20 protein-coding genes are annotated in these 25729 nt (G+C 57.6%); 7 read left to right on the forward strand and 13 right to left on the reverse strand.

What is annotated here, in order from left to right; all coding sequences use genetic code 11:
* Positions 1–4 precede the first annotated feature (4 nt).
* The 4 genes from QLG09_RS17820 to treR form a co-directional block, all read right to left on the reverse strand.
* Positions 5–751, reverse strand: coding sequence for an oligogalacturonate-specific porin KdgM family protein (locus QLG09_RS17820; RefSeq protein WP_025205757.1), 747 nt, complete (start codon positions 749–751; stop codon positions 5–7).
* Between the two features lie 134 nt (positions 752–885).
* On the reverse strand, positions 886–2541 hold the full coding sequence (gene treC / locus QLG09_RS17825; RefSeq protein WP_059306424.1) for an alpha,alpha-phosphotrehalase: 1656 nt from the start codon (positions 2539–2541) through the stop codon (positions 886–888).
* A 51-nt stretch (positions 2542–2592) separates the two neighbouring features.
* Positions 2593–4011: a PTS trehalose transporter subunit IIBC gene (gene treB, locus QLG09_RS17830; RefSeq protein ID WP_025205752.1), complete on the reverse strand. Its 1419-nt coding sequence runs from the start codon at positions 4009–4011 to the stop codon at positions 2593–2595.
* A gap of 128 nt (positions 4012–4139) precedes the next feature.
* Entirely contained in the window at positions 4140–5087 is a 948-nt protein-coding gene (treR, locus tag QLG09_RS17835) for a trehalose operon repressor TreR (protein ID WP_014168396.1), read from the reverse strand.
* Between the two features lie 392 nt (positions 5088–5479).
* Between treR and mgtA the strand changes: the two genes are divergently transcribed.
* Both mgtA and QLG09_RS17845 read left to right on the forward strand, forming a co-directional pair.
* On the forward strand, positions 5480–8188 hold the full coding sequence (mgtA, locus tag QLG09_RS17840; RefSeq protein WP_020885394.1) for a magnesium-translocating P-type ATPase: 2709 nt from the start codon (positions 5480–5482) through the stop codon (positions 8186–8188).
* A 150-nt stretch (positions 8189–8338) separates the two neighbouring features.
* A complete protein-coding gene (locus QLG09_RS17845; RefSeq protein ID WP_282489223.1) occupies positions 8339–10723 on the forward strand; it encodes a family 20 glycosylhydrolase in 2385 nt (794 codons plus the stop codon).
* 65 nt (positions 10724–10788) lie between these two features.
* On the opposite strand, the gene ridA is transcribed toward QLG09_RS17845, so the two are convergent.
* The 9 genes from ridA to arcA all read right to left on the reverse strand — a co-directional run bounded on the left by ridA (position 10789) and on the right by arcA (position 18143).
* Positions 10789–11175 (reverse strand): 2-iminobutanoate/2-iminopropanoate deaminase, encoded by a 387-nt coding sequence (gene ridA / locus QLG09_RS17850; RefSeq protein ID WP_014168399.1) that lies wholly within the window; start codon positions 11173–11175, stop codon positions 10789–10791.
* Positions 11176–11249: 74 nt separating this feature from the next.
* A complete protein-coding gene (gene pyrI, locus QLG09_RS17855) occupies positions 11250–11711 on the reverse strand; it encodes an aspartate carbamoyltransferase regulatory subunit (protein WP_025205744.1) in 462 nt (153 codons plus the stop codon).
* A gap of 12 nt (positions 11712–11723) precedes the next feature.
* Positions 11724–12656, reverse strand: a complete 933-nt coding sequence (gene pyrB / locus QLG09_RS17860; protein ID WP_014168402.1) for an aspartate carbamoyltransferase — start codon at positions 12654–12656, stop codon at positions 11724–11726.
* Between the two features lie 34 nt (positions 12657–12690).
* Positions 12691–12795: a pyrBI operon leader peptide gene (locus QLG09_RS17865; RefSeq protein ID WP_168769597.1), complete on the reverse strand. Its 105-nt coding sequence runs from the start codon at positions 12793–12795 to the stop codon at positions 12691–12693.
* Between the two features lie 100 nt (positions 12796–12895).
* The gene (locus tag QLG09_RS17870; RefSeq protein ID WP_025205741.1) at positions 12896–13375 is read right to left on the reverse strand and encodes an ArgR family transcriptional regulator; all 480 of its coding nucleotides are present in this window, start codon (positions 13373–13375) and stop codon (positions 12896–12898) included.
* Between the two features lie 80 nt (positions 13376–13455).
* Positions 13456–14859: a YfcC family protein gene (locus tag QLG09_RS17875; protein ID WP_020885390.1), complete on the reverse strand. Its 1404-nt coding sequence runs from the start codon at positions 14857–14859 to the stop codon at positions 13456–13458.
* A gap of 46 nt (positions 14860–14905) precedes the next feature.
* Complete coding sequence (gene argF, locus QLG09_RS17880) at positions 14906–15910, reverse strand: ornithine carbamoyltransferase (protein WP_020885389.1); 1005 nt, start codon at positions 15908–15910, stop codon at positions 14906–14908.
* A 90-nt stretch (positions 15911–16000) separates the two neighbouring features.
* Positions 16001–16912, reverse strand: coding sequence for a carbamate kinase (arcC, locus tag QLG09_RS17885; protein ID WP_282489224.1), 912 nt, complete (start codon positions 16910–16912; stop codon positions 16001–16003).
* A gap of 10 nt (positions 16913–16922) precedes the next feature.
* Positions 16923–18143 carry an arginine deiminase gene (gene arcA / locus QLG09_RS17890; protein WP_020885388.1) on the reverse strand — a complete coding sequence of 407 codons (1221 nt, stop codon included), beginning with the start codon at positions 18141–18143 and terminating at the stop codon, positions 16923–16925.
* A gap of 675 nt (positions 18144–18818) precedes the next feature.
* Here arcA and QLG09_RS17895 point away from each other — a divergent pair.
* From QLG09_RS17895 to QLG09_RS17915, 5 genes are all read left to right on the forward strand, one after another.
* Positions 18819–19271, forward strand: a complete 453-nt coding sequence (locus tag QLG09_RS17895) for a YhcH/YjgK/YiaL family protein (protein ID WP_014168409.1) — start codon at positions 18819–18821, stop codon at positions 19269–19271.
* 218 nt (positions 19272–19489) lie between these two features.
* Positions 19490–20398, forward strand: coding sequence for a 2-keto-3-deoxygluconate aldolase (gene yagE / locus QLG09_RS17900; protein WP_049023686.1), 909 nt, complete (start codon positions 19490–19492; stop codon positions 20396–20398).
* A gap of 14 nt (positions 20399–20412) precedes the next feature.
* Entirely contained in the window at positions 20413–22380 is a 1968-nt protein-coding gene (gene yagF, locus QLG09_RS17905) for a xylonate dehydratase YagF (protein ID WP_049023685.1), read from the forward strand.
* A 335-nt stretch (positions 22381–22715) separates the two neighbouring features.
* Entirely contained in the window at positions 22716–24098 is a 1383-nt protein-coding gene (locus QLG09_RS17910; protein WP_072126504.1) for an MFS transporter, read from the forward strand.
* An 11-nt stretch (positions 24099–24109) separates the two neighbouring features.
* Positions 24110–25729: a glycoside hydrolase family 43 protein gene (locus tag QLG09_RS17915; protein WP_282489225.1), complete on the forward strand. Its 1620-nt coding sequence runs from the start codon at positions 24110–24112 to the stop codon at positions 25727–25729.

Consider the following 25729-nt stretch of genomic DNA (forward strand, 5'->3'; position numbering starts at 1 on the left):
GCCGTCAGAGTTGTTTCACGATACCCAGACGAATGGCGTAATCATTTTCATGATTGCCATCCTGAGTGAGGTAGGTTTTATCCAGCGACACCAGTTCGACGTAAGGCGTCCAGCCGTCGTCGAGCTTGTAGTTGAACGCTACGGTGTGCTCCCAGTAGGTATCATCCCCGGTTCCCTGATCGACATTATCCTGCCAGCGGAAGCGCGGGTTATAGGACATGCCGAATTTCCCGATGTTGTACGCGAACCACAGGTCGAACTGGTGCGACTCGCGGCGGGTGTAGCCGCTGCCGTCCAGGCGTTTGTCGCTGTGCGCGTCGTTAACGGTGTTATAGCGGTAGCGGGCAGACAGGTTCAGGCCGTTATCGAATGCTTTCCAGCCCTGGATGAAGGGCCGGTAATGCGTATTGCTGGCGGTAAAGACGGTCACCATCCCTGGCGCGATGGCGAACCCATTTCCCAGATCAAAACGCCAGCGCGTTTCGATTTCCTGTGCTGCCTCCGTTAACCCTTTTTCGTCCGGATTATATCGGTCGGTATCACCAAAGAACGTATCGTTATGGTTTTGCGCCGCTTCGACGGAGAAGTAAAAACCGTTATCAGCCTGATGCATCACTTTAATACGTGAATCATTTACGTCTGAGCGCGTATTATGACCAAAGCGAAGATCGACGGAGGTATTTCCGCACCATCCCTGGGTACTTAATAATAATGCGCTAATACATGTTGCTTTAATAATTGTCTTTTTCATAATGTCCTGCCGAGGTTATTTAAATGGCAGGGCTATTCTTATTTTGGCACACCGTGAAGTAAAAGTTATCGTCGTACATTTAGCGTATCGCTAAACATAAAAAAAGAGATACAGCTGGCTGTATCTCTTGAGGGTTATTCCTGTATCCACCAGATGGCTTCAAACGGGCGCAACAGCAGGTTGTCGGGCTGAGGGGGAGCATCCGCATAGTTGCTCAGTGCGACCCGCCATGCTCCCTGTACTGACGCGGGAACCCATTGCTGGCGCTCACGGCTCAGGTTTGCCACCACCATCAGCGTCTGGCCCTGCGACCGCCGGCGATAGCACCACAGGGAAGGGTGGTCAGGCAGCAGGTCTTCATAATCGCCCCACGTCAGCACCGGCAGGGTTTTGCGCAGGCGAATCAGCGTCTGGTAGGTGTAAAACACCGAATCAGTATCGTCCAGCGCCGCACGGGCATTGACCGTCTCGTAGTTGTCGCAAACGCCAATCCACGGCTCACCCTCGGTAAAGCCCGCATTGTGTGTGGCATCCCACTGCATTGGCGTGCGGCCATTATCGCGGGATTTACTCGCCAGAATAGCCAGCAATTCTTCAGGGGCGCGACCGTTGGCCCGCAGTTCAGCGAACATATTAAGGCTTTCAACGTCGCGGTAATCGGTTATACGGCTGAAGTGCGGGTTGGTCATACCCAGCTCTTCGCCCTGATAAATATACGGGGTGCCCTGCATTCCGTGCAGCACCATACCGAGCATTTTCGCGGCGTGGGGACGGTACTCCCCTTCATCGCCAAAGCGCGACACAATGCGCGGCTGATCGTGGTTACACCAGAACAGCGCGTTCCAGGCTTTGTTGTGCATGCCCTGCTGCCAGTGGCGGAAGAGGGTTTTCAGCGCCACGAAGTCCGGCCTGGCCAGGGTCCACTTTTCGCCGCCGGGGTAATCCACTTTCAGGTGGTGGAAGTTGAAGGTCATCGACAGCTCGCGCCCGTCGAGAGAGGCGTATTGCTGACAGTTTTCCAGCGAGGTCGACGACATCTCGCCTACCGTCATCAGGTTTCGCGGGGTAAAGACGTCGCGGCTCATCTCCTGAAGATACTCATGAATGCGCGGTCCGTCGGTATAGAAGCGACGGCCATCGCCCACGGCGTCATCCGGGAAATCCTGGTCTTTGGAAATCAGGTTAATCACATCGAGGCGTAAACCGTCCACGCCACGGTCGGCCCAGAACTCGCACACCTTTTTCAGTTCGGCGCGCACCTGCGGGTTTTCCCAGTTGAGGTCCGCCTGCTCGGGGGCGAACAGGTGCAGATAGTACTGCTCGCTCTCGGCGTGCCAGCGCCAGGCGTTGCCGCCAAATTTGGAGCGCCAGTTATTGGGCAGTTGTTCCGGCGTACCGTCGCGCCAGATGTAGAACTGGCGATACGGGCTCTCTTTATTCAGCGATTCCCGGAACCAGGCGTGCTGCGTTGAGGTGTGATTGAACACCATATCCAGCACGATACGAATGCCGCGTTGATGGGCCTGCGCGACCAGCTCGTCAAAATCATCCAGCGTGCCGTAGGCCGGGTCGATGGCGGTGTAATTCGCCACGTCGTACCCGTTATCTACCTGCGGGGAAATATAAAACGGCGTCAGCCAGATGGCGTCGATGCCGAGGGTTTGCAGGTAGTCCAGCCGCTGCGTGACGCCGCGTAAATCGCCGGTACCGCAGCCCGTCGTGTCCTGAAAACTCTTTGGATAGATCTGGTAGATAACGCCGTTCTGCCACCAGTGAGGAAGGGTATTCATAATGCGTTCCTGCAAATGCGAAGGGGCGCAACTGCGCCCCGAAAGATGAAGTTAAACAATCTGCAGCGCGCCCTGACGGTACTTACGCTGGTAAACCACGGTGGTGAGAGCCATTGGAACGACAATCGCGATGACCATCGCCAGGGAAAACACCTGCCAGAAAGCGGGCTGGATGGAGAGAATACCAGGCAGACCGCCGACACCGATCCCGTTCGCCATCACACCGTACAGACCGCATACCAGGCCTGCCAGACCGGAGCCGATCATCGCGCACAGCATCGGGAAGCGGTATTTCAGGTTGATACCGTACATCGCCGGTTCGGTGACGCCGAGGTAGGCGGAGATGGCGGCCGGAACAGAAATCTCACGCTCGTTATGCTTGCGGCTGACCAGGATAATGCCCGTGACCGCCGAGGCCTGCGCAATGTTAGACAGCGCGATGATAGGCCAGACCGGCGTACCGCCCAGGCTCTGAATCATCTGCATATCAATCGCCAGCGTGGTCTGGTGCACGCCGGTGATCACCAGCGGGGCGTACAGGAAGCCAAACAGCATGGCACCAATCGGCGCGAAGCTGCCGGTCATCAGGTGACGTACCGCGAAGGCAACGCCGTCGCCAATCATGCGGCCAAACGGACCGATAAACGCATGGGCGAGGAAGACGGCCAGAATAAGGGAGCAGACCGGCACCACCACCAGATAGAGGTAATCCGGTACGATGCGTTTCAGGCGCGTTTCAATAAAGCCCAGCGTCAGACCGGCCAGCAAGGCTGGGATCACCTGCGCCTGATAGCCCACTTTCGCGATGGTGAACAGACCGAAGTTCCACACCTCAGGCACCTGCTGACCAAGTAAGTAAGCGTTCATTAACTGCGGAGAGACCAGCGTGACGCCCAGCACGATACCCAAAATCGGCGTGCCGCCCATTTTGCGCACCGCTGACCAGCAAATCCCGACCGGCAGATAGAAGAAGATCGCTTCGCCAATCAGCCACAGGAAGTCGTAAACGGTTTTCAGCGCCGGGTACATCTGCGCCAGGGTTTTGCCGTCGCTCATCGGCACATCACCGATAACGTTGCGGAAGCCCAGAATCAGACCCCCGCTGATCAGCGCCGGGAGCAGCGGGAAGAAAATCTCCGCGAAGTGGGAAATTAACTGCTCGTGCCATTTCATATTCTGGCGTGCAGCTTTCTTGGCTTGCTCTTTGTCGGCTGAACTGTGCCCGGTTGTCGCCAGCAGAGCCTGATAGTAATCGCCCACTTCGGTACCAATGACGACCTGGAACTGACCGGCGTTGGTGAAGCAGCCTTTAACCATGGAAAGCGCTTCAATGGCTTTCGGATCGGCTTTGGCCGGATCGTTCAGCACGAAGCGCAGGCGGGTAATGCAATGGCTGACGGTCGCGATGTTTTCACGGCCGCCTACCAGGACAATCAACTGGTCGATATCTTCTTGTTTGACTTTACTCATCATGAAACCTCATGACCGATGGTGAGGGGTGTAATGACCTGAGCGCAAGCCTACTCCTTCAGCGTGACGGCGAAAATGGGAACGTTCCCGAAATTGGGCGAAGATCACAATAAACGGATAAACGGGGGTTATGAAAGGTGGGCAGGAATTACGATCTGACGCGGCTCAGCACGTCCGTTAATTTGCTCGATCAGCTGTGCAGCGGCCTGCCTGCCTGACTCGGCGTAGCCCGGGTCGACGGTGATAATCTCCGGGTGCAGAAACTTCATCAGCGGCGTACTGCCTACGCTCGCGATCTGCAGCCCTTCTATGCGTTGCTCCTGAAGATATTTACTCGCGCCCAGCGCCAGGGTATCGGTGGCGCACACCAGCGCCGTGGTCTGCGGGGTCAGCACGCTGGCGACCTGCTCGTAGCCCTGTTTCATTCCCAGACCCGGCAGAGACGCGACGGCGGAAAGGTTGTGCTGTTTACAGAAGGTCAGGTAGGCCTCGTGACGCCGCTTGCCGGTGGTAACGTCTGCATGCGGTACGCCGAGGTAGCTGATATGGCGATGGCCTTTATCGTACAGACGCTGCATCAGGGTAATAATCGCCCCCTCATCGTCGTAACAGACGGAGGCAAAACCGTGAGCATCGCGCGCCAGCATCACCATCGACGCCTGCCAGGGCTTCAGCATCTCCTCTTTGATGCCGGTAAAACCGAACAGCACCACGCCGTCAATGTTGCGCCGCTGGAGCATACCCAGATGCTCTTCAACCAGCTGCGTGGAGAACTGGCTCTCCATCATGATTGGGTCGTAGCCCTGCTCATAAAAGGCGGGCAGCATGGTCTGAACGGCGAGGTTCTCGGACAGGGAATCCAGACGCGAGACGATAATGGCAACCACTTTGTCACTTTGCCCGCGCATGGCGCGCGCAGAACGGGAAGGGGAAAAACCGTGCTGATTCATTACCGCCTCGACGCGCTCGCGGGTGCGTTCGCTGACACCGCTCTCATTGTTGAGCACGCGCGATACGGTGGATTTCCCCACGCCGCTTAAACGCGCGATGTCTTTTATCGTAAGGCGGTTCTGCATGCTGTATTCCCTGTAACAATGACAACGTGGTCAGTAGAGCCTAATGCTATAGCGTGTTTTCGCTATGGGCAAAGTCTGGTTTACGTTCGGTTTATTTGCGGGGGAGTATAATACCGCCCGAATCGCCGCAAACGGTACGGTTAAATCCTTATACTGCGCGGCGGCACCCTACTTTTTTACTTACCGGAGGTGACATGGATCCCGATCCCACGCTTCTCCTGAACGGGAGCGTTCTTTCTTTCCGGTAAGCCAGCCTTTGTGCTGTCTCACCGGTATGTGAGGCAGCAACGTCCTGCACGTTCCTGCTTAAAACATTAAGTGCCTGTCAGGTACGGCCTTGCCACGCCTGCAGGAAATACTGTGTCCGCGTTTGCGGGCGCGGGGGAATGACTATGTTTAAAAATATCACCCGGCAGCTGCAGGCGATGCTGAGCCGCCACCTGCCACATCGTCTTGTTCAGCGCGACCCGCTGCCAAATGCCAAAAATATGGCCTCTGCAGCGATCCCTGCTTCCCTGAGCCAACGCTGCCTGAACGTGGCGGCGATGGATGAAAACGAAGTCTGGCGTGCCTTTGGCGGGCATCCGGAGGGGCTGAACGCGGCGGAAGTGGAAAAAATCCGTGCCGTGCATGGCGATAACCAAATTCCGGCGCAAAAACCGGCGCCGTGGTGGGTGCATCTGTGGACCTGCTACCGTAACCCGTTCAACCTGCTGCTGACCGTGCTTGGCATTATCTCCTATGCCACCGAAGATCTGTTTGCCGCCGGGGTTATCGCCCTGATGGTGGGGATCTCCACGCTGCTGAACTTTATTCAGGAGGCCCGCTCTACCCGCGCGGCAGACGCCCTGAAAGCGATGGTAAGCAACACCGCAACCGTCTCGCGCGTCATTAACGATCTCGGGGAGAACGCCTGGGTTGAGCTGCCTATCGACCAGCTGGTGCCGGGCGATCTGGTGAAGCTGGCGGCCGGCGACATGATCCCCGCGGATTTACGTATTCTTCAGGCGCGGGATCTGTTCGTGGCGCAGGCCTCGCTGACCGGTGAATCTCTGCCGGTGGAAAAAGTGGCGCGCACCCGCGACCCGCAGCAGATGAACCCGCTCGAGTGTGACACCCTCTGCTTTATGGGCACTACGGTGGTCAGCGGCACGGCGCAGGCAATGGTCATCGCTACCGGCGGCAACACCTGGTTTGGACAGCTGGCCGGGCGCGTGAGCGAGCAGGAGAGCGAACCGAATGCCTTCCAGAAGGGGATTGGCCGCGTCAGCATGCTGCTGATCCGCTTTATGATGGTGATGACGCCGATTGTGCTGCTGATCAATGGCTATACCAAAGGCGACTGGTGGGAAGCGGCGCTGTTTGCGCTCTCCGTCGCCGTAGGGTTAACGCCTGAAATGCTGCCGATGATTGTCACCTCCACGCTGGCGCGCGGAGCGGTCAAACTGTCAAAACAGAAAGTGATCGTCAAACACCTGGATGCCATTCAAAACTTTGGCGCGATGGACATTCTCTGCACCGATAAAACCGGCACGCTGACCCAGGACAAAATTGTGCTGGAGAACCACACCGATATCGCCGGTAAAACCAGCGATCGCGTGCTGCACAGCGCCTGGCTGAACAGCCACTACCAGACCGGGCTGAAAAACCTGCTCGACGTCGCCGTGCTCGAAGGCGTGGATGAAGAATCTGCCCGCACGCTTTCCGGGCGCTGGCAGAAAGTGGATGAGATCCCGTTCGACTTCGAGCGCCGCCGCATGTCGGTGGTGGTGAGCGAGCATCCGGACGTGCATCAGCTGATCTGCAAAGGCGCATTGCAGGAGATCCTCAATGTCTCAACCCAGGTGCGCTATAACGGCGACATTGTGCCGCTGGATGAAACCATGCTGCGCCGTATCAAGCGCGTCACCGATAACCTGAACCGTCAGGGGCTGCGCGTGGTGGCGGTGGCGAGTAAATTCCTGCCTGCACGCGAAGGGGACTATCAGCGTATCGACGAATCCGATCTGATCCTCGAGGGTTATATCGCATTCCTCGATCCGCCGAAAGAGACCACCGCGCCTGCGCTGAAAGCGTTAAAGGCCAGCGGCATCACCGTGAAAATCCTTACCGGCGACAGCGAGCTGGTGGCCGCCAAAGTGTGTCATGAAGTGGGGCTGGATGCGGGTGACGTCGTTGTGGGAAGTGATATTGAGCCCCTCTCCGATGATGCGCTGGCGACGCTTGCGCAGCGCACCACGCTGTTCGCCCGGCTGACACCCATGCACAAGGAGCGCATTGTCACCCTGCTGCGTCGCGAAGGGCATGTGGTGGGCTTTATGGGCGACGGCATTAACGATGCGCCCGCCCTGCGTGCGGCGGATATTGGTATCTCTGTAGACGGTGCGGTGGACATTGCCCGTGAAGCGGCGGATATCATTCTGCTGGAAAAGAGCCTGATGGTGCTGGAGGAGGGCGTTATCGAGGGACGTCGTACCTTCGCCAACATGCTGAAGTACATCAAGATGACCGCCAGTTCCAACTTCGGTAACGTTTTCAGCGTGCTGGTGGCGAGTGCGTTTCTGCCGTTCCTGCCGATGCTGCCGCTTCACCTGCTGATACAGAACCTGATGTACGATGTCTCTCAGGTCGCCATCCCGTTTGATAACGTGGACGACGAGCAGATCCAGAAGCCGCAGCGCTGGAACCCGTCCGATCTGGGGCGCTTTATGCTGTTCTTTGGCCCGATCAGCTCCATCTTCGACATTCTGACCTTCTGCCTGATGTGGTTTGTGTTCCATGCCAACACGCCGGAACACCAGACGCTGTTCCAGTCCGGCTGGTTCGTGGTAGGGCTGCTGTCGCAAACGCTGATTGTGCATATGATCCGTACGCGTCGCATCCCGTTCATCCAGAGCCGGGCCGCGTGGCCGCTGATTGTCATGACCGGTATCGTGATGGCGCTCGGCATTGCACTGCCGTTCTCGCCGCTGGCCAGTTACCTCCAGCTGCAGGCGCTGCCGCTGAGCTACTTCCCGTGGCTGGTGGCGATCCTCGCGGGCTACATGGTGCTGACGCAGATGGTCAAAGGCTTCTATAGCCGTCGGTATGGGTGGCAGTGATTTCTCCCCTCTCCCGGCACAGGAGAGGGGTACGTTTCCTCCCAAATTCAACAACCTGTGATCTCCGTCAGCGCATTCGCTTGACGACAAAATGAGCGCATGTTAACTGAATGTTTTGCCTTTATTTGGCCCGTCAGATAAGGAACATTCATGTTACGGTACAGTCTCTTAACCGCCGGGCTGATGCTCGGCGCGTCAGCGCTTGCCGCTCCGGCAGGCGACCTTCCCCTGATGCCCTGGCCTGCGAAGGTTGAACGTCCCGCGACGCAGGGCGCACTGGTACTCAACAACACCCTTTCCGTCAGCGTTACCGGAGACGACCTCGGCGACGCGGTCAACCGTCTGCGCCAGCGCATCGCCCTGCAAACCGGCTGGACGCTACAGCCGCAGGCCGTTAAACCGGACAAGCCCACTATCCGCATTGCCATTACCAAAAAAGTGAAGCCGCAGCCGCTGCCGGACAGCGATGAGCGCTATACGCTCACGGTCGATGCCAGTGGCGTGGATATCACCGCCAACACCCGTTTTGGCGCGCTGCGCGCCATGGAAACCCTGCTCCAGCTGATACAAAACGGGGCGGAAAACACCTCCCTGCCGTGGGTCACTATTGAGGATTCCCCCCGTTTCCCGTGGCGTGGGCTGCTGCTTGACTCGGCACGACACTTTATCCCGCTGCCGGATATCAAGCGGCAGATTGACGGTATGGCGGCGGCAAAACTCAACGTGTTGCACTGGCATTTGACCGACGATCAGGGCTGGCGCTTCAGCTCGACACGCTATCCAAAGCTCACGCAGCTCGCCAGCGACGGGCTGTTTTACACGCCGGAACAGATGCGCGACGTTGTGCGCTATGCCACCGAGCGCGGCATCCGCGTGGTGCCGGAGATCGACATGCCGGGCCACGCCTCGGCGATTGCCGTGGCCTACCCGGAACTGATGAGCGCCCCGGGACCGTATGTGATGGAACGCCACTGGGGCGTGCTGAAACCGGTCCTGGATCCGACAAAAGCGGCGACCTATCAGTTTGCGGAGGCGATGGTCAGTGAACTGGCGGCGATCTTCCCCGATCCGTATCTGCATATCGGCGGCGATGAGGTGGATGACACCCAGTGGAAAGCGAACGCCGCCATTCAGCAGTTTATGCGCGACAACACACTGGCAGACAGCCACGCCCTGCAGGCCTATTTCAATCGCAAGCTGGAAAATATCCTCGAAAAACACCACCGGCAGATGGTGGGCTGGGATGAAATTGCTCATCCTGATCTGCCAAAAAGCATCTTGATCCAGTCCTGGCAGGGCCAGGACGCGCTGGGGCAGGTGGCGCAAAATGGCTATAAAGGCATTCTCTCGACCGGCTTTTACCTCGATCAGCCCCAGTCCACCGCCTATCACTACCGCAATGAAATTATGCCGCAGGGGTTAAACGGCGAGGATGTGATTGGCGACACCGACAGCGCTCAAAGCTGGACATTCACCATGCCGCGTCTGAAAGGCAAGCCGGTGGAGGGGAGCTTCACCCTGGTGAAAGGGGATTCCGGCTGGCGTGGATTTATTGATTTCGCCGGGAAATCCCGTCGTGCGGTACAGGATATTGCGTGGCGCGACGACAATCAGGTGACGTTTACCGTCGATACCTGGATGGGCGAAACGCGCCCGGTGGTGTCGGTGGACAACGATAAGCTGAGCGGCTATTTCCTGGTGGGCAATGCCCGCTATCCCATTAGCGGCAAGCGGCTGGACGATATCCCCAAAGGCATCCCGCCGGTGGTACCGGACGCCGCTCATCAGGTGAACCTGCTCGGCGGGGAAGCCGCGCTGTGGGCGGAAAACGTGGTCGCACCGGTGCTGGATATCCGCCTGTGGCCGCGCACCTTTGCGGTGGCGGAGCGGTTATGGTCCGCGCAGGACGTTAACGATGTCGACAATATGTACACCCGCCTGCAGGCGATGGACAGCTGGTCGACGGTCTCGGTCGGGCTGCAGCAGCATACTCAGCAGCAGGTGCAGTTCACGCGTCTGGCGAATAACGCCGATACCCTTCCGCTGCAAATCCTCGCGCAGGCAATCGAGCCGGCGCAGTATTACACCCGTCAGCACCTTAAGTTCCAGGCCGGAAATTACCATCAGTTCGAACCGCTTAACCGGTTTGCTGATGCGCTCAACGCCGAAAGTGCCACGGTGCGCCAGATGAACAAATGGGCTGACCGCCTGGTCAGCGACGCGGAAGACACGGAAAGCGCCGACGCGCTGCGCCACGTCTTCAACCGCTGGCAAAGTAACACCAGCGATGCGCTGGCATTAAGTGAAAACAGCTACGCACTGAAGGCGATTAAACCGGTCATTCAGGAGGTGGATAAGCTGGCCTCGATTGGTCTGCGGCTGACGGATCTGGTGGCGCGTCAGGGGACGCTGGATGACAACGAAATTGCCTCTATTCAGGGCGAGCTGGATAACGCGGCGAAAATACAGGATGAAGTGGTGATTGCGGCGGTGTATCCGCTGGAAACGCTGCTACGGGCGACGCGGAATCAGTAGCAAAACGCCCGGTAGCGCGTTGCCTGCCGGGCGCAAAGGCAGCCTCGGCTGCCCCTGACTGAAACTTAGCGACGTACGGCGATCGCTTCGATTTCAATTTTCACGTCTTTAGGCAGACGCGCAACTTCCACACAGGAGCGTGCAGGGAAAGTGGCGTTGTGCTCAGTGAAGAACGCTTCGTACGTGGCGTTAACGGTCGCGAAATCGTTCAGATCTTTCACGAACACGGTGGTTTTCACGATATCGCCCACTTTCAGACCCGCAGACTCCACGATAGCCTGTACGTTTTCCAGCGACTGACGCGCCTGCGCCGCCACGTCTTCTGGCACTTCACCCGTTTTTGGGTTCACCGGGATCTGGCCAGAGGTAATAATCATGCTACCCAGATCAACGCCCTGAACGTATGGGCCGATAGCCGCTGGTGCATTTTCCGTCGCGAGTACTTTGGTCATGATTTCTCCAGAATAACAGCTGATTAAATGTTCCCGGCCATTATAGGGAGGCCGGGATCCTTTACCAACCTCAATTAGTTGGCCAGCACCACATAATGAGAAAACTCTTTTTCGCAGTATTTGCATTTGAGTGCGATGTCATCGGCACGTTTTTTCACTGCAAAACTGGACGAAACCGGCTCAGCATGACTGATGCAGTTGCTGTTCGGGCAGACCAGCACATTTTCAATGCGATCCGGCAGATTAGGACGGGATTTACCGACCACTTCGTACTCGTCGATGCGGTTCACGGTGGCATCCGGCGCGTACAGAGAGAGCTGGTTAACCTGCTCGTCGGTCAGGAAAGTGTTTTCAATCTTGATCAGGTCTTTGCGGCCCATTTCACCCGACGGCAGGTTCAGGCCGATGGTGATGCGCTGATCGGTTTCGGTCAGCTTGAACAGCGTCAGCAGCTTAAAGCCGATCTGGGCAGGGATGTGGTCAATCACGGTGCCACGTTTGATGGCTTCAACCTGGAGTTTGTTATCGTGTGTCATTGTCATTTCCCCTTACAGAGCCAATTCGCGATTCAGAACCAGTGCCAGTAACGCCTGGCGGGCGAAGATGCCGTTTCCGGCCTGCTGGAAGTACCAGGCGTGTGGCGTTTTATCCACGTCGGTGGTGATCTCATCGATACGCGGCAGCGGGTGCAGCACCTTCATATTCTCGCGTGCACCGTCGAGGTCGCTGGCGCGCAGCACAAACTGAGCCTTCACGTTGGCGTATTCAGACGGATCCAGACGCTCTTTTTGTACGCGGGTCATATACAGAATATCAACGTTGCCCATCACCTCTTCGATGCTGGCATGCAGACTCCACGGGATCCCTTTTTCGTCCAGCATGTCGAGGATGTACTGCGGCATCGCCAGCGCGTCCGGCGCGATGAAGAAGAAGTGGTTGCCGTTAAATTTCGCCAGCGCCTGGGTCAGCGAGTGAACGGTACGGCCATATTTCAGGTCACCCACCATGGCGATGTTCAGGTTTTCCAGACGGCCCTGCGTTTCCTGAATGGTGAACAGATCCAGCAGAGTCTGTGTCGGATGCTGGTTGGCCCCGTCTCCGGCGTTCAGCACCGGAATACCGCCGGAAAATTCGGTCGCCAGACGCGCCGCGCCTTCCTGCGGGTGGCGCATCACAATCGCGTCAACGTAAGTACTGATAACTGAAATGGTATCCGCCAGCGTTTCGCCTTTTTTACCCAGCGAGGTGTTGCTGCTGTCTGAAAACCCTACCACGCTCGCGCCGAGGCGGTGCATGGAGGTTTCGAAGGAGAGGCGGGTGCGGGTCGACGCTTCGAAGAAGCAGCTCGCAATCACCTTGTGCTTCAGCAGTTCCGGTTGCGGATTTGCCTTCAGTTTTGCCGCGGTTTCCAGAACCAGTTCCAGCTCTTCGCGGCTGAGGTCGTTTATGGAAATGATGTGTTTTTGATAAAGCGGATTCATGTTTATCTCCTGACGCCGGGCAAAAAAAAGCCCCTCAAATGAGGGGCTCTGGGAATAGATTGTGCAACGGGAAGAAAAACGGCAGGCCAGCGTCTGATTTCAGACGCGGTAAGACGTTATGTCGTACACGCTTGACCATGCTTCCTCCCGGCAAATTGTCGGGCATTATACGCAGCTCGATTTTCGGATCAAGGGGTTTAATGCACACTTTACTCAATGCAAACGGTTCTTTATGAATATTAATTCGTTCTGAGTAAATAATTAATTTGTTTATGCACCAGCGCAGTACGCTTCACCACCCGTGGAGCGACCCAGACGATACTGCTTCCGGCAACCACACCTAAAATTTCCGGTAACTGGTGATAATCCAGAATTCGCGCCACCGCACGGCCATATCCGGCCACGGTATGAACAAGGATAAATTCGCTATTATGCTCCACGCTCACCACCATTTCGGAAACGGTACGCGCGGCATCGGGGGCAGGGCGCAACTGAGGATTCAACGAATAAATCTTTAGCCCTTTGGCATTTCGAATTTTTATGACACCGAGCAATTTCAGCAGACGCGAAACGGTCGACTGGCTGATGCTGTCAAACCCTCTCTCCTGCAAATCGCGGCGGATTTCTTCCTGGGAGAGATAACTCTTTTCGGCGATCAGCTGCTGGCACACCGTTAGCTGCAGTTGTTCTCTGGGAGAGCAGTCTTCGTAATCCATCATATTTCCCATATCAGTTCCCGACATAACCGGTGGCACCGCACCGGTCCGTAGGCCGGACAGGCGCAGTGCCAGCCGGCAAATTACAACAAGGCACCCAGGCTTAACGCCACCATAATCACCACCGTCAGGATCGCCAGCAGCGGCGCAACCCATTTCAGGTAACGCACGTAAGGCACACGGGCAATCGCCAGACCGCCCATCACAACCGCTGAGGTCGGCGTGACCAGGTTAACGATGCCGGAGGCCGACTGGTAAGCCGTAACCACCAGGTCGCGGTTGACGTTAGCGAAATCAGCAAGGGGTGCCATGATCGGCATCGTCAGAACGGCCAGGCCGGACGAAGAAGGCACAAGAAACGACAGCACGACCTCAAGCCAGTACATCACGTTGATAAACGCCACCGTGGACAACCCGCTGACCAGCCCTTCCGCGCTGTGCAAAATGGTGTGGGTAATCATGCCCTTATCCATAATGACTACGATACCGCGCGCAATGCCGATAATCAGCGCGACGCCCAGCAAATCTCGCGCGCCGTTGATAAACGTCGAGGTCAGCTCCTCTTCGCTCATGCGGGCAATCAGCCCGACGATAATGGCGCTGGCCAAAAATACCGCCGAGATCTCCGCCATCCACCAGCCCAGCACCGCTACGCCGTAGATCATCACCGCGAAGGCGAGGGCGAAGATCAGCAGAATGATTTTGCGCACCGGGGTAAATTCCAGCGACTGCTCGCCTTTATTGCCGAGGAAGTGGGCGAGGTTCTCTTCCTGCTTGTCTGCGACGATGGAGCATGACGGATCCAGCCGCACTTTACGGGCATAGCGCATTACCCATGCCACGCAAATGATCCAGCCGATCACCAGCAGCGCCACGCGCAGGGCGATACCGTTGGTGAACGGGATCCCGGCGGCGTTAGCGGCGATCACCGTAGCAAACGGGTTGATGGTGGAGCCGAGCGTGCCGATCCCGGCCCCGAGCAGCACGGTGGATGCAGCGACAACCGGATCGAAACGGGCGGCCAGCATCACCGGGACCAGCAGGGTATAAAAGGGCAGGGACTCTTCGGCCATGCCGTAAATGGTGCCGCCAGCCGCGAACAGCGCCATCAGGATCGGGATCATCCATTCTTCACGTCCGCGAAGGCGGGTGGTTACGCGTTCGATCCCGGCGTCGATCGCCCCGGTTTTGGTGACGATCCCGAGAAATCCCCCGATGATCAGGATAAACAGCGCGACGTCGATCGCCCCGGCCTGGCCGGAAACGGGATCGTACAGCCCGGCAATGGGGGCCATCAGTACGGAAACCAGCCCCTGCGGATGCGCCGCCACGTGCGCGTACGTTCCGGCAATCGGCACTTCTTTACCGAGGGTTTCATTCATTGCCATCTGATACTGACCGGCAGGCACGACCCAGCTCAGTGCCGCCACAACGGCAATCAGAAAAAAGAGAATGGTGTAAGCGGAGGGAAACTTGAACTTGCCCATGATGTTCTCCTGTACCCGGCGCACCCCGTGGCGCGCCGGGCGGTGATTAGTCGCCGAGTGTCGCCACCATGACCGCTTTAATGGTGTGCATGCGGTTCTCTGCTTCGTCAAAGACGATTGAGTTCGGTGATTCGAAGACCTCTTCCGTCACCTCCAGTCCTTTCAGGCCGTAGGCCATCTCGATTTCACGGCCGACTTTGGTGTGTTCGTTGTGGAACGCCGGCAGGCAGTGCATGAACTTGACGTTCGGGTTGCCGGTGGCTTTCATCACCTGGGCGTTAATCTGGTAAGGCTTCATCAGGCTGACGCGCTCGGCCCAGGCCTCTTTCGGCTCGCCCATCGAGACCCACACGTCGGTGTAGAGGAAATCGGCACCGTGTACGCCTTCCTCCACGTCGTCGGTGAGCGTGATGCGTGCGCCGGTCTCTTTGGCGATGGCGCGGCACTGCTCAACCAGCCCGGCTTCCGGCCAGAACGATTTCGGTGCGACGAGGCGGATATCCATCCCCATTTTGGCGGCACCGACCATCAGGGAGTTGCCCATGTTGTTCCGCGCGTCGCCAAGGTAGGCAAAGCTCAGATCCGGCAGGGTTTTGCCCGGAGCATGCTCCAGCATGGTCATCAGGTCGGCGAGGATCTGCGTGGGGTGAAACTCGTCGGTAAGGCCGTTCCACACCGGCACGCCCGCATACTCGCCCAGCTCTTCCACGATGGCCTGGCCGTAGCCGCGATACTCGATGCCGTCGTACATCCGCCCCAGCACGCGGGCGGTGTCTTTCATCGACTCCTTGTGGCCAATCTGCGAGCCGCTTGGGCCGAGGTAGGTCACCTGTGCGCCCTGGTCAAAGGCTCCGACTTCAAAGGCGCAGCGGGTGCGCGTGGACGTTTTTTCAAAAATCAGGGCGATGTTTTTCCCGACCAGGGTTTGTTTTTCACGTCCGGCTTTTTTGGCGGCTTTGAGTTCGATGGCCAGGTCGATCAGGTACTGGATTTCTGCCGGGGTGTAGTCCAGCAGTTTGAGGAAATTACGGTTTTTCAGATTGATGGTCATTGGGTCGTCCCTTTTAAAATGGTGTTGTCTGGTGCCCTCACCCCGACCCTCGCCCACAGGGAGAGAGGGAAGGTGAGGGGAAAATACGGTTCAGTGGCGAATCAACGTGCCTTTCTCGCCCGCCAGAATGTCTGCCCCGTCGGCCAGCGCGCCGATCCCGGCGATGCCGTTGCAGGCCTCGACAAACTCGCGGCAGGCGGCCACTTTTGGCCCCATCGAACCGGCGTCAAACTGCATGCCCCTGAGCAGTTCCGGCGTGACCTGTGCCAGCGGACGCTGGGTTGGTTTGCCCCAGTCGAGGTACACCGCGTCGGCATCGGTCAGGATCAGCAGGGCATCGGCTTCAATCTGGCGCGCCAGCAGGGCGGCAGAGAGGTCTTTGTCGATCACCGCTTCAATGCCGTGATACCCATTGGCGTTTTCCACCACCGGCACGCCGCCGCCGCCGTTGCAGATCACCAGGTGATCGCGCTGTATCAGTGCCGTGATGGCGTCGCTCTCAACGATGCGTTTCGGCTGTGGAGAGGGAACCACCCGGCGGAAATAGCTGCCGTCGGCCTTGAACACCCAGCCTTTCTCCGCCTGCAGCGTTTTTGCCTGGGCTTCGCTGTAGACCGGGCCGATGTATTTGGTCGGGTTGGTAAACGCCGGATCGGAGGCGTCCACTTCCACCTGGGTGAGCAGGACGCTCACCTCACGCTGGGGCAGGTTGTTTTTCAGCGCCTGCTGGAGCATGTAGCCGATCATTCCCTGACTTTCGGCGCCGAGGATGTCCAGCGGGTAGGGGGTGACTTTGTCGTACGCGCTGTTTTGCAGCGCCAGCAGCCCAACCTGTGGCCCGTTGCCGTGAACCAGTACCACGCGCCACTGTTCCGTCAGCCCGGCGATAGTGCGGGCCGCTAGCTCGATGTTCTGGCGCTGGATCTCCGCTTCCAGCGGCTCGCCGCGTTTCAGCAATGCGTTACCGCCAAGCGCCACAACCAGAGTGGGTTTTCGTTCCATGATGGCTCCTTTAAATTCCGTCGCGTTCCAGTGGGCAGCTCATGCAGCGCGCGCCGCCGCGGCCGCGTCCCAGTTCGTCACCCGGGATAGGCAGCACGGTGATACCCGCTTTGTCATATTTCTCGTTGGTCCAGACGTTACGCTCGTAGCCAATCACCACGCCCGGGCGGATGGTCAGCACGTTATTCGCGTCATTCCACTGTTCGCGTTCGGCTTCAAAGGCGTCGCCGCCGGTGGTGATCAGGCGTACCTGATTAATGCCGAGCGCTTTTTCAATGGCGTGTAGCAGATCCGTTTCCTGGGTGCGCAGCAGGCCACCGCGGCCGTCCGGGGTGAGCGTCCAGCACTGAGCGTCTTTGCGCACCACTTCCGGGTAGACGGAGAAAGTGTCCACGTCGATGTGGGTCATGACGGTATCGAGGTGCATACAGGAGCGGTGTTTTGGCAGTTCCACAGCGATGACGCGCTCGGCCTGGCGGTGTTTGAACAGGCTATTGGCGAGGAACTCAACGCCCTGCGGCGTGGTGCGTTCAGACATGCCGATTAACACTGCGCCGCGGCCAATGACTAATACGTCGCCGCCCTCTAACGTGGCGTGGTCGTAATTAATGTTTTCATCGCCGAAATACTTAATAAAATCGCCATCGGCAAATGCAGGGTGCCAGCGATATATGGCCCGGAGATTATTGGTTTCACGCTGGCGGGCCGCTTTGGCCATCGGGTTAATTGACACGCCGTTATAAATCCAGCACGAGGTATCGCGGGTAAATAAATGGTTAGGCAGTGGCTTCATAATAAAATCATTTGCCGTGTGGGTATCCACCACCATATTTTTAAAGGCAGCCGGAATTTCACCGTAGGTTAATCCGCCGCTTAATCTGCGTGCCAGTTCGCGGTGTGGCATATCTGCCAGCCAGCCGCGCACGTCGCCGGCAAAGGTTGGCCCGAGGCGATAGTCAGAGATTTGCGTCTCCAGCAGCCAGGTTTTGGCCTCTGCAATATCAAGGGTTTGCGTGAGAAGGTCGGTCAACAGCAGGACTTCCACACCCTGTTCGCGCAGGGTGTTAGCGAAGATGTCATGCTCCTCACCCGCCCGCTCAACCGAGAGCACATCATCGAATAGCAGCTCCTGGCAGTTCGATGGCGTTAAACGTTTCAGACTTAAATTTGGGCGGTGCAGCATAACGCTACGCAATTGACCAATTTCAGAACCGACGTAATGCTTTTCCATAATTATTCCTTTAACTGTTTTTCAGAATAAAAAGGGCATGCGCCATGTGATGTGTTTATTTACATGGCGGCTAAGCTCAATTGATTTCGAGATTTATAGTAGGCGCTTAAATAATGAATATTGTGACGTCGCTCACGTGAGAATAGCTATTAAGGAGTTTGTTTTCATTTGCATGATTCGTATCAGATAATGATTAATTTGATTATATTTGCGGGTGAATAGCTAAGCAGGATCCGTTGGCATTATTTGGAGTTGTTATTATTTTGTAGAATTTAATGTTTTGACATATTTAGTTATGCTATTGATTTTAATGATAATTAAACGGCGCGCAGAATGACTATGCACTATTATCCATTAACTATTTTCGACTTAAGAAAAATCAATAAATAATTATGGGATTTAATAGCAAATTACCAAAATGATAAAGTGTGAAGTCACAGAGAGTTTTGCTATGAAGCGTATACGATCAGTAAGTTAGCATCACGGCCTGAAAGCGGAGGGCTGAGGTTATGCATAAAGACTGCATAAATGCCTGTGAGCGATTAACAGTGAAGTAACACATTTCCCGATAAACATGCGCTCGCGCAAAACTCATCGAAAAAGCGGTGGTAGGACAGTCTGAATTCTCGTATAAAAGATTAAAATGAAACGCTGTTTTATATTGAGGGTTTATTTATGATCGCTGGCAACATCCATCATCTGCAGTCCTGGCTACCTGAAGAACTGCGTCAGGCTATCGAGTACGTCAAGGCGCACGTTACCGATGCTACCCCCTGCGGCAAACACGACATCGACGGCAACAGCCTGTTTTATCTGGTGTCTGAAGATATGACCCAGCCGTTTGCCGAGCGCCGCGCTGAGTATCACGCCCGCTATCTGGATATTCAGATAATCATGAAAGGCCAGGAGGGGATGACCTTCAGTACCCTGCCGCACGGTACGCCGGACACCGACTGGCTGGCGGATAAAGACATCGCGTTTTTGCCCGAGGGCGGGCAGGAGAAAACGGTGGTGTTAAGTGAAGGTGATTTTGTGGTGTTCTATCCGGGTGAAGTGCATAAGCCGCTGTGCGCGGTGGGCGCGCCTGCGAAGGTGCGTAAAGTGGTAGTGAAAATGCTGGTGGGGTAAGCCCTGTTAGCGTAAGAGAAGGGTGAAATGTTCCCTCTCCCGGTGGGAGAGGGTGAAAGCATCAGGCCGCAGCCCGTCATTATGTGATCCAGCTTATATTTTCCGCACTCCCTCCTCGCCTCCCATTTACCTGCGCTTTTTCTGCGTCATAGTATGATCGTTAAATTAATGAACGCTGTTCTATAATGTAGAACAAGATAATTCAGCAAGGAGATCTCATGCCGCAGACCGCGTTGTTCACGGGAATCATTCCCCCTGTCTCCACCATCTTTACCGCCGATGGACAGCTTGATAAACACGGCACTGCCGCGTTGATCGACGACCTGATCGCCGCAGGCGTCGATGGCCTGTTCTTTTTGGGCAGCGGCGGCGAGTTCTCCCAGCTAAACGCCGAAGAGCGTAAAACCATTGCCCGGTTTGCTATCGATCATGTCGATCGCCGGGTGCCGGTGCTGATCGGCACCGGTGGCACCAACGCCCGGGAAACCCTTGAACTGAGCCAGCATGCGCAGCAGGCCGGCGCCGACGGGATCGTGGTGATCAACCCGTACTACTGGAAAGTGTCTGAATCGAATCTGATCCGCTATTTCGAACAGGTGGCAGACAGCGTCACGCTGCCGGTAATGCTGTATAACTTCCCGGCGCTGACCGGGCAGGATCTGACTCCGGCGCTGGTCAAAACCCTGGCCGACTCGCGGAGCAATATTGTCGGCATCAAAGACACGATCGATTCCGTCGCCCATCTGCGCAGCATGATCCACAACGTCAAATCTGCCCATCCGCACTTCACGGTGCTGTGCGGCTATGACGATCATCTGTTTAATACGCTGCTGCTGGGGGGCGATGGCGCGATCTCGGCCAGCGGTAACTTTGCTCCGCAGGTGTCGGTGAATCTGCTGAAGGCCTGGCGTGACCAGGAGGTGGCGAAGGCGGCCGAATACCACCAGATCCTGCTGCAAATACCGCAGATGTATCAGCTCGATACGCCGTTTGTGAACGTCATTAAAGAGGCGATTGTGCTGTGCGGCCGCCCGATCTCCACATACGTGCTGCCGCCCGCGTCGCCACTGGATGAACCGCGTAAGGCGCAGCTGAAAACCCTGTTGCAACAGCTCAAGCTCTGCTGAGCCGGAAGATGACGATGACCATTGAGAAAATTTTCACCCCACAGGACGATGCGTTTTATGCCGTCATCACCCATGCGGCCGGGCCGCAGGGGGCGCTGCCGCTGACGCCGCAAATGCTGATGGAATCCCCCAGCGGTAACCTGTTTGGCATGACGCAAAACGCCGGTATGGGCTGGGACGCCAACAAGCTGACCGGCAAAGAGGTGCTGATTATCGGTACGCAGGGCGGCATTCGCGCCGGGGACGGACGACCTGTTGCGCTGGGCTACCACACCGGGCACTGGGAGATTGGCATGCAGATGCAGGCGGCGGCGAAGGAGATCACCCGTAATGGTGGGATCCCGTTTGCGGCCTTCGTCAGCGATCCGTGCGACGGACGCTCTCAGGGCACCCACGGCATGTTCGACTCCCTGCCGTACCGTAATGACGCGGCGATCGTGTTTCGTCGTCTGATCCGCTCCCTGCCGACGCGGCGCGCGGTGATCGGCGTGGCAACCTGCGATAAAGGGCTGCCCGCGACCATGATTGCGCTGGCCTCCATGCATGATCTGCCGACCATTCTGGTGCCGGGTGGGGCGACGCTGCCGCCTACCGTGGGGGAAGATGCCGGAAAAGTGCAGACCATTGGTGCGCGTTTCGCTAACCATGAGCTGTCGCTGCAGGAAGCCGCCGAGCTGGGGTGCCGCGCCTGCGCATCACCCGGCGGCGGCTGTCAGTTTCTCGGCACCGCGGGAACGTCACAGGTGGTGGCCGAAGCGCTGGGTCTGGCGCTGCCGCACTCCGCGCTCGCCCCGTCCGGGCAGGCCGTGTGGCTGGAGATTGCCCGTCAGTCTGCGCGGGCGGTGAGCGAGCTGGATAACCGTGGGATCACGACCCGCGATATCCTGACCGACAAAGCCATTGAAAACGCCATGGTGCTTCACGCGGCGTTTGGCGGCTCCACCAACCTGCTGCTGCACATCCCGGCGATTGCCCATGCGGCGGGCTGCACCATTCCGGATGTGGCGCACTGGACGCGCATCAACCGTAAGGTTCCGCGTCTGGTGAGCGTGCTGCCAAACGGCCCGGACTACCACCCGACTGTGCGTGCTTTCCTGGCGGGCGGCGTGCCGGAGGTGATGCTCCATCTGCGCAAGCTGGGGCTGCTGCATGAAGATGCCATGACCGTTACCGGCCAGACGGTCGGGGATAACCTCGACTGGTGGGAAAACTCAGCGCGTCGGGCGCGTTTTCGTCAGTGCCTGCGCGAGCAGGATGGCGTCGATCCGGATGACGTGATCCTGCCGCCTGAGCGCGCCCACGCGAAAGGCCTGACCTCGACGGTCTGCTTCCCGACCGGCAATATCGCGCCCGAAGGGTCGGTGATCAAAGCCACGGCCATCGACCCGTCTGTTGTGGATGACGATGGCGTTTACCGCCATACCGGCCGGGTGCGGGTGTTTGTCTCTGAAGCGCAGGCCATCAAGGCCATTAAGCAGGAAGCGATCCAGCAGGGCGATATTATGGTGGTGATTGGCGGAGGCCCGTCCGGCACCGGCATGGAAGAGACCTACCAGCTGACCTCCGCACTGAAACATATCTCGTGGGGCAAGACGGTCTCGCTGATCACCGATGCGCGCTTCTCGGGGGTATCAACCGGGGCGTGCTTCGGCCATGTGTCGCCGGAAGCGCTGGCAGGTGGCCCCATCGGCAAGCTGCGCGACAACGATATCATTGAGATCAGCGTCGACCGCCTGTCCTTAACGGGCAGCGTTAACTTTATCGGCACGGCGGAACAGCCGCTGACGCCGGAAGAGGGGGCGCGCGTGCTGGCGTCGCGTCCGGTGCATCCTGACCTGCACGCCCATGCATTTTTACCGGACGATACCCGCCTGTGGGCGGCTCTGCAGTCGGTGAGCGGCGGCACCTGGAAAGGGTGTATCTATGACACCGATAAAATCATCGAGGTAATTAACGCCGGTAAAAAAGCGCTCGGCCTTTAATTATATTTCTGGCTCTTGTCGTCTACGGAAAATATTCCGTGGACGGCTTTTGCATGTCTGTTTTTTATTATTTCGAAAATAATGTAATTGCATGAAAAACAAAGTCTTTAAATGATATCAGGATGTCGAGTGGCGTCACAAAAGCAAAATATCATAATTCAGAAATAAGATATGACCATTGTCGGTTAATTGAACACTTAATTACACTCTATTAACACGATGTTGTGAATTCAGCACACGAAATAAGGGTGTATTCCTGATGATGCACCGGGCATTTATTTGCCTGAATCAGGACCCTGGCGTTTGCACTGTTCCACGTACTGCCGTTGGGGGTAATGATGCAATTAACCATGAAAGATAAAATTGGCTACGGGCTGGGTGACACCGCCTGCGGCTTTGTCTGGCAGGCCACCATGTTCCTGCTGGCCTATTTCTATACCGACGTGTTTGGCCTGTCGGCGGGCATTATGGGGACGCTGTTTTTAGTTTCCCGCGTGCTGGATGCCGTCACCGATCCGCTGATGGGGCTGCTGGTTGACCGCACCCGCACGCGTCACGGCCAGTTCCGTCCGTTCCTGCTGTGGGGCGCGATCCCGTTTGGGATTGTCTGCGTGTTGACCTTCTACACGCCGGACTTCTCCGCGCAGGGTAAAATCATCTACGCCTGCATAACCTACATTCTGCTGACCCTGGTCTACACCTTCGTTAACGTCCCTTACTGCGCCATGCCGGGCGTCATCACCGCTGACCCGAAAGAGCGCCACGCGCTGCAGTCCTGGCGCTTTTTCCTCGCGGCGGCGGGTTCGCTGGCCATCAGTGGCATTGCCCTGCCGCTGGTGAGCATCATTGGTAAAGGCGATGAGCAGGTCGGCTATTTCGGCGCCATGTGCGTGCTGGGGCTGAGCGGCGTGGTGCTGCTCTACGTCTGCTTCTTCACCACCAAAGAGCGCTACACCTTTGAGGTGCAGCCGGGCTCGTCGGTGTCGAAAGACCTCAAGCTTCTTTTCGGCAATACCCAGTGGCGCATTATGTGTGCGTTCAAGATGATGGCGACCTGCTCCAACGTGGTCCGCGGCGGGGCGACGCTCTACTTCGTGAAGTACGTCATGGATCACCCGGAGATGGCGACGCAGTTTCTGCTTTACGGCAGTCTCGCCACCATGTTTGGTTCGCTCTGCTCATCCCGCCTGCTGGGGCGCTTTGACCGGGTGACCGCCTTCAAGTGGATAATCGTGGCCTACTCCCTGATCAGCCTGCTGATTTTCTTCATCCCGGCCGAACATATCGCCCTGATTTTCGCCCTTAACATTCTGTTCCTGTTCGTCTTTAACACCACCACGCCTCTGCAGTGGCTGATGGCCTCTGACGTGGTGGATTACGAGGAGAGCCGCAGCGGTCGCCGCCTCGACGGGCTGGTGTTCTCCACCTATCTGTTCAGCCTGAAGATCGGTCTGGCGATTGGCGGTGCGGTGGTGGGTTGGATCCTGGCGTATGTGAACTACTCCGCCAGCAGCAGCGTGCAGCCGGTCGAAGTGCTGACCACCATTAAAATTCTGTTCTGCGTGGTGCCGGTGGTGCTCTATGTGGGCATGTTCATCATGCTGTCGTTCTACAAACTCACCGACGCCCGCGTGGCGGCCATCAGTCAGCAGCTGATTAAGCACCGTGCAACGCAGGGTGACGCCGTGCCCGACGCTGCGACAGCCGCATCCCATTAACAGGAGGCAACATGACAACGATAACAAACCCGATCCTCACCGGCTTCAACCCGGATCCGTCCCTGTGCCGTCAGGGGGAGGATTACTACATCGCCACCTCGACGTTTGAATGGTTTCCGGGCGTGCGCATCTACCACTCCCGCGACATGAAGAACTGGTCGCTGGTCAGCACGCCGCTGGACAGGGTGTCGATGCTGGACATGAAGGGCAACCCGGACTCCGGCGGCATCTGGGCACCGTGTCTGAGCTACGCCGATGGCCAATTCTGGCTGCTGTACACCGACGTGAAAATTGTCGATTCGCCGTGGAAAAATGGCCGTAACTTCCTCGTCACTGCGCCCTCCATCGAGGGGCCGTGGAGCGAACCGATCCCGATGGGCAACGGAGGGTTTGACCCGTCGCTGTTCCACGACGACGATGGCCGCAAATACTACCTCTACCGGCCGTGGGGGCCGCGCCATCACAGTAACCCGCATAACACCATCGTGATGCAGGAGTTTGACCCGCAGACCGGCACCCTTTCGCCCGAGCGCAAAACCCTGTTTACCGGCACGCCGCTCTGCTACACCGAAGGGGCGCACCTTTATCGTAAAGAGGGCTGGTACTACCTGATGGTCGCCGAAGGCGGCACCAGCTATGAACACGCGGTGGTGGTGCTGCGCTCAAAAACGCTCGACGGGCCGTACGAACTGCATCCGGACGTGACGATGATGACCAGCTGGCATCTGCCGGAGAACCCGCTGCAGAAGAGCGGCCACGGCTCGCTGCTGCAGACCCACACCGGGGAGTGGTATATGGCCTACCTCACCAGCCGACCGCTGCGCCTGCCGGGCATACCGCTGCTGGCCTCGGGCGGGCGCGGCTACTGCCCGCTGGGACGCGAGACCGGCATTGCGCGCATCGAATGGCGCGACGGCTGGCCGTACGTTGACTGCGGCAAACACGCGCAACTGACCGTCCCCGGCCCGCAGATAGCGGAGCAGCCCGCCGCCTCCCGGGACAGCTGGCGGGAGGATTTCGACGGCAGCACGCTTGACCCGGAGCTGCAGACCCTGCGCATTCCGTTCGACGACAGCCTCGGCTCGCTGAGCGTGCGCCCGGGGTATTTGCGGCTTTACGGCAACGACTCGCTCAACTCGACCTTTACCCAGTCGACCGTGGCACGCCGCTGGCAACACTTCGCCTTCCGGGCAGAGACGCGCATGCAGTTCTCGCCGGTTCACTTCCAGCAGAGCGCCGGGCTGACCTGCTACTACAACAGTAAAAACTGGAGCTACTGCTTTGTGGACTATGAGGAAGGGCAGGGCAGAACGATCAAAGTGATCCAGCTTGACCACAACGTGCCGTCGTGGCCGCTGCATGAACAGCCGATCCCGGTACCGGACAGCGCAGAGAGCATCTGGTTACGGGTTGACGTCGACACCCTGGTTTACCGCTACAGCTACTCGTTTGACGGTGACACGTGGCACACCGTGCCGGTGACGTATGAAGCGTGGAAACTGTCGGATGACTACATCGGTGGGCGCGGCTTCTTTACCGGCGCGTTTGTCGGCCTGCACTGCGAAGACATCAGCGGTGACGGCTGCCACGCTGACTTTGATTACTTCACCTACGAACCGCTCGCGAAATAG

Source organism: Enterobacter sp. V89_11, from assembly GCF_029967775.1.
Classification (GTDB): Bacteria; Pseudomonadota; Gammaproteobacteria; order Enterobacterales; family Enterobacteriaceae; genus Enterobacter; species Enterobacter ludwigii.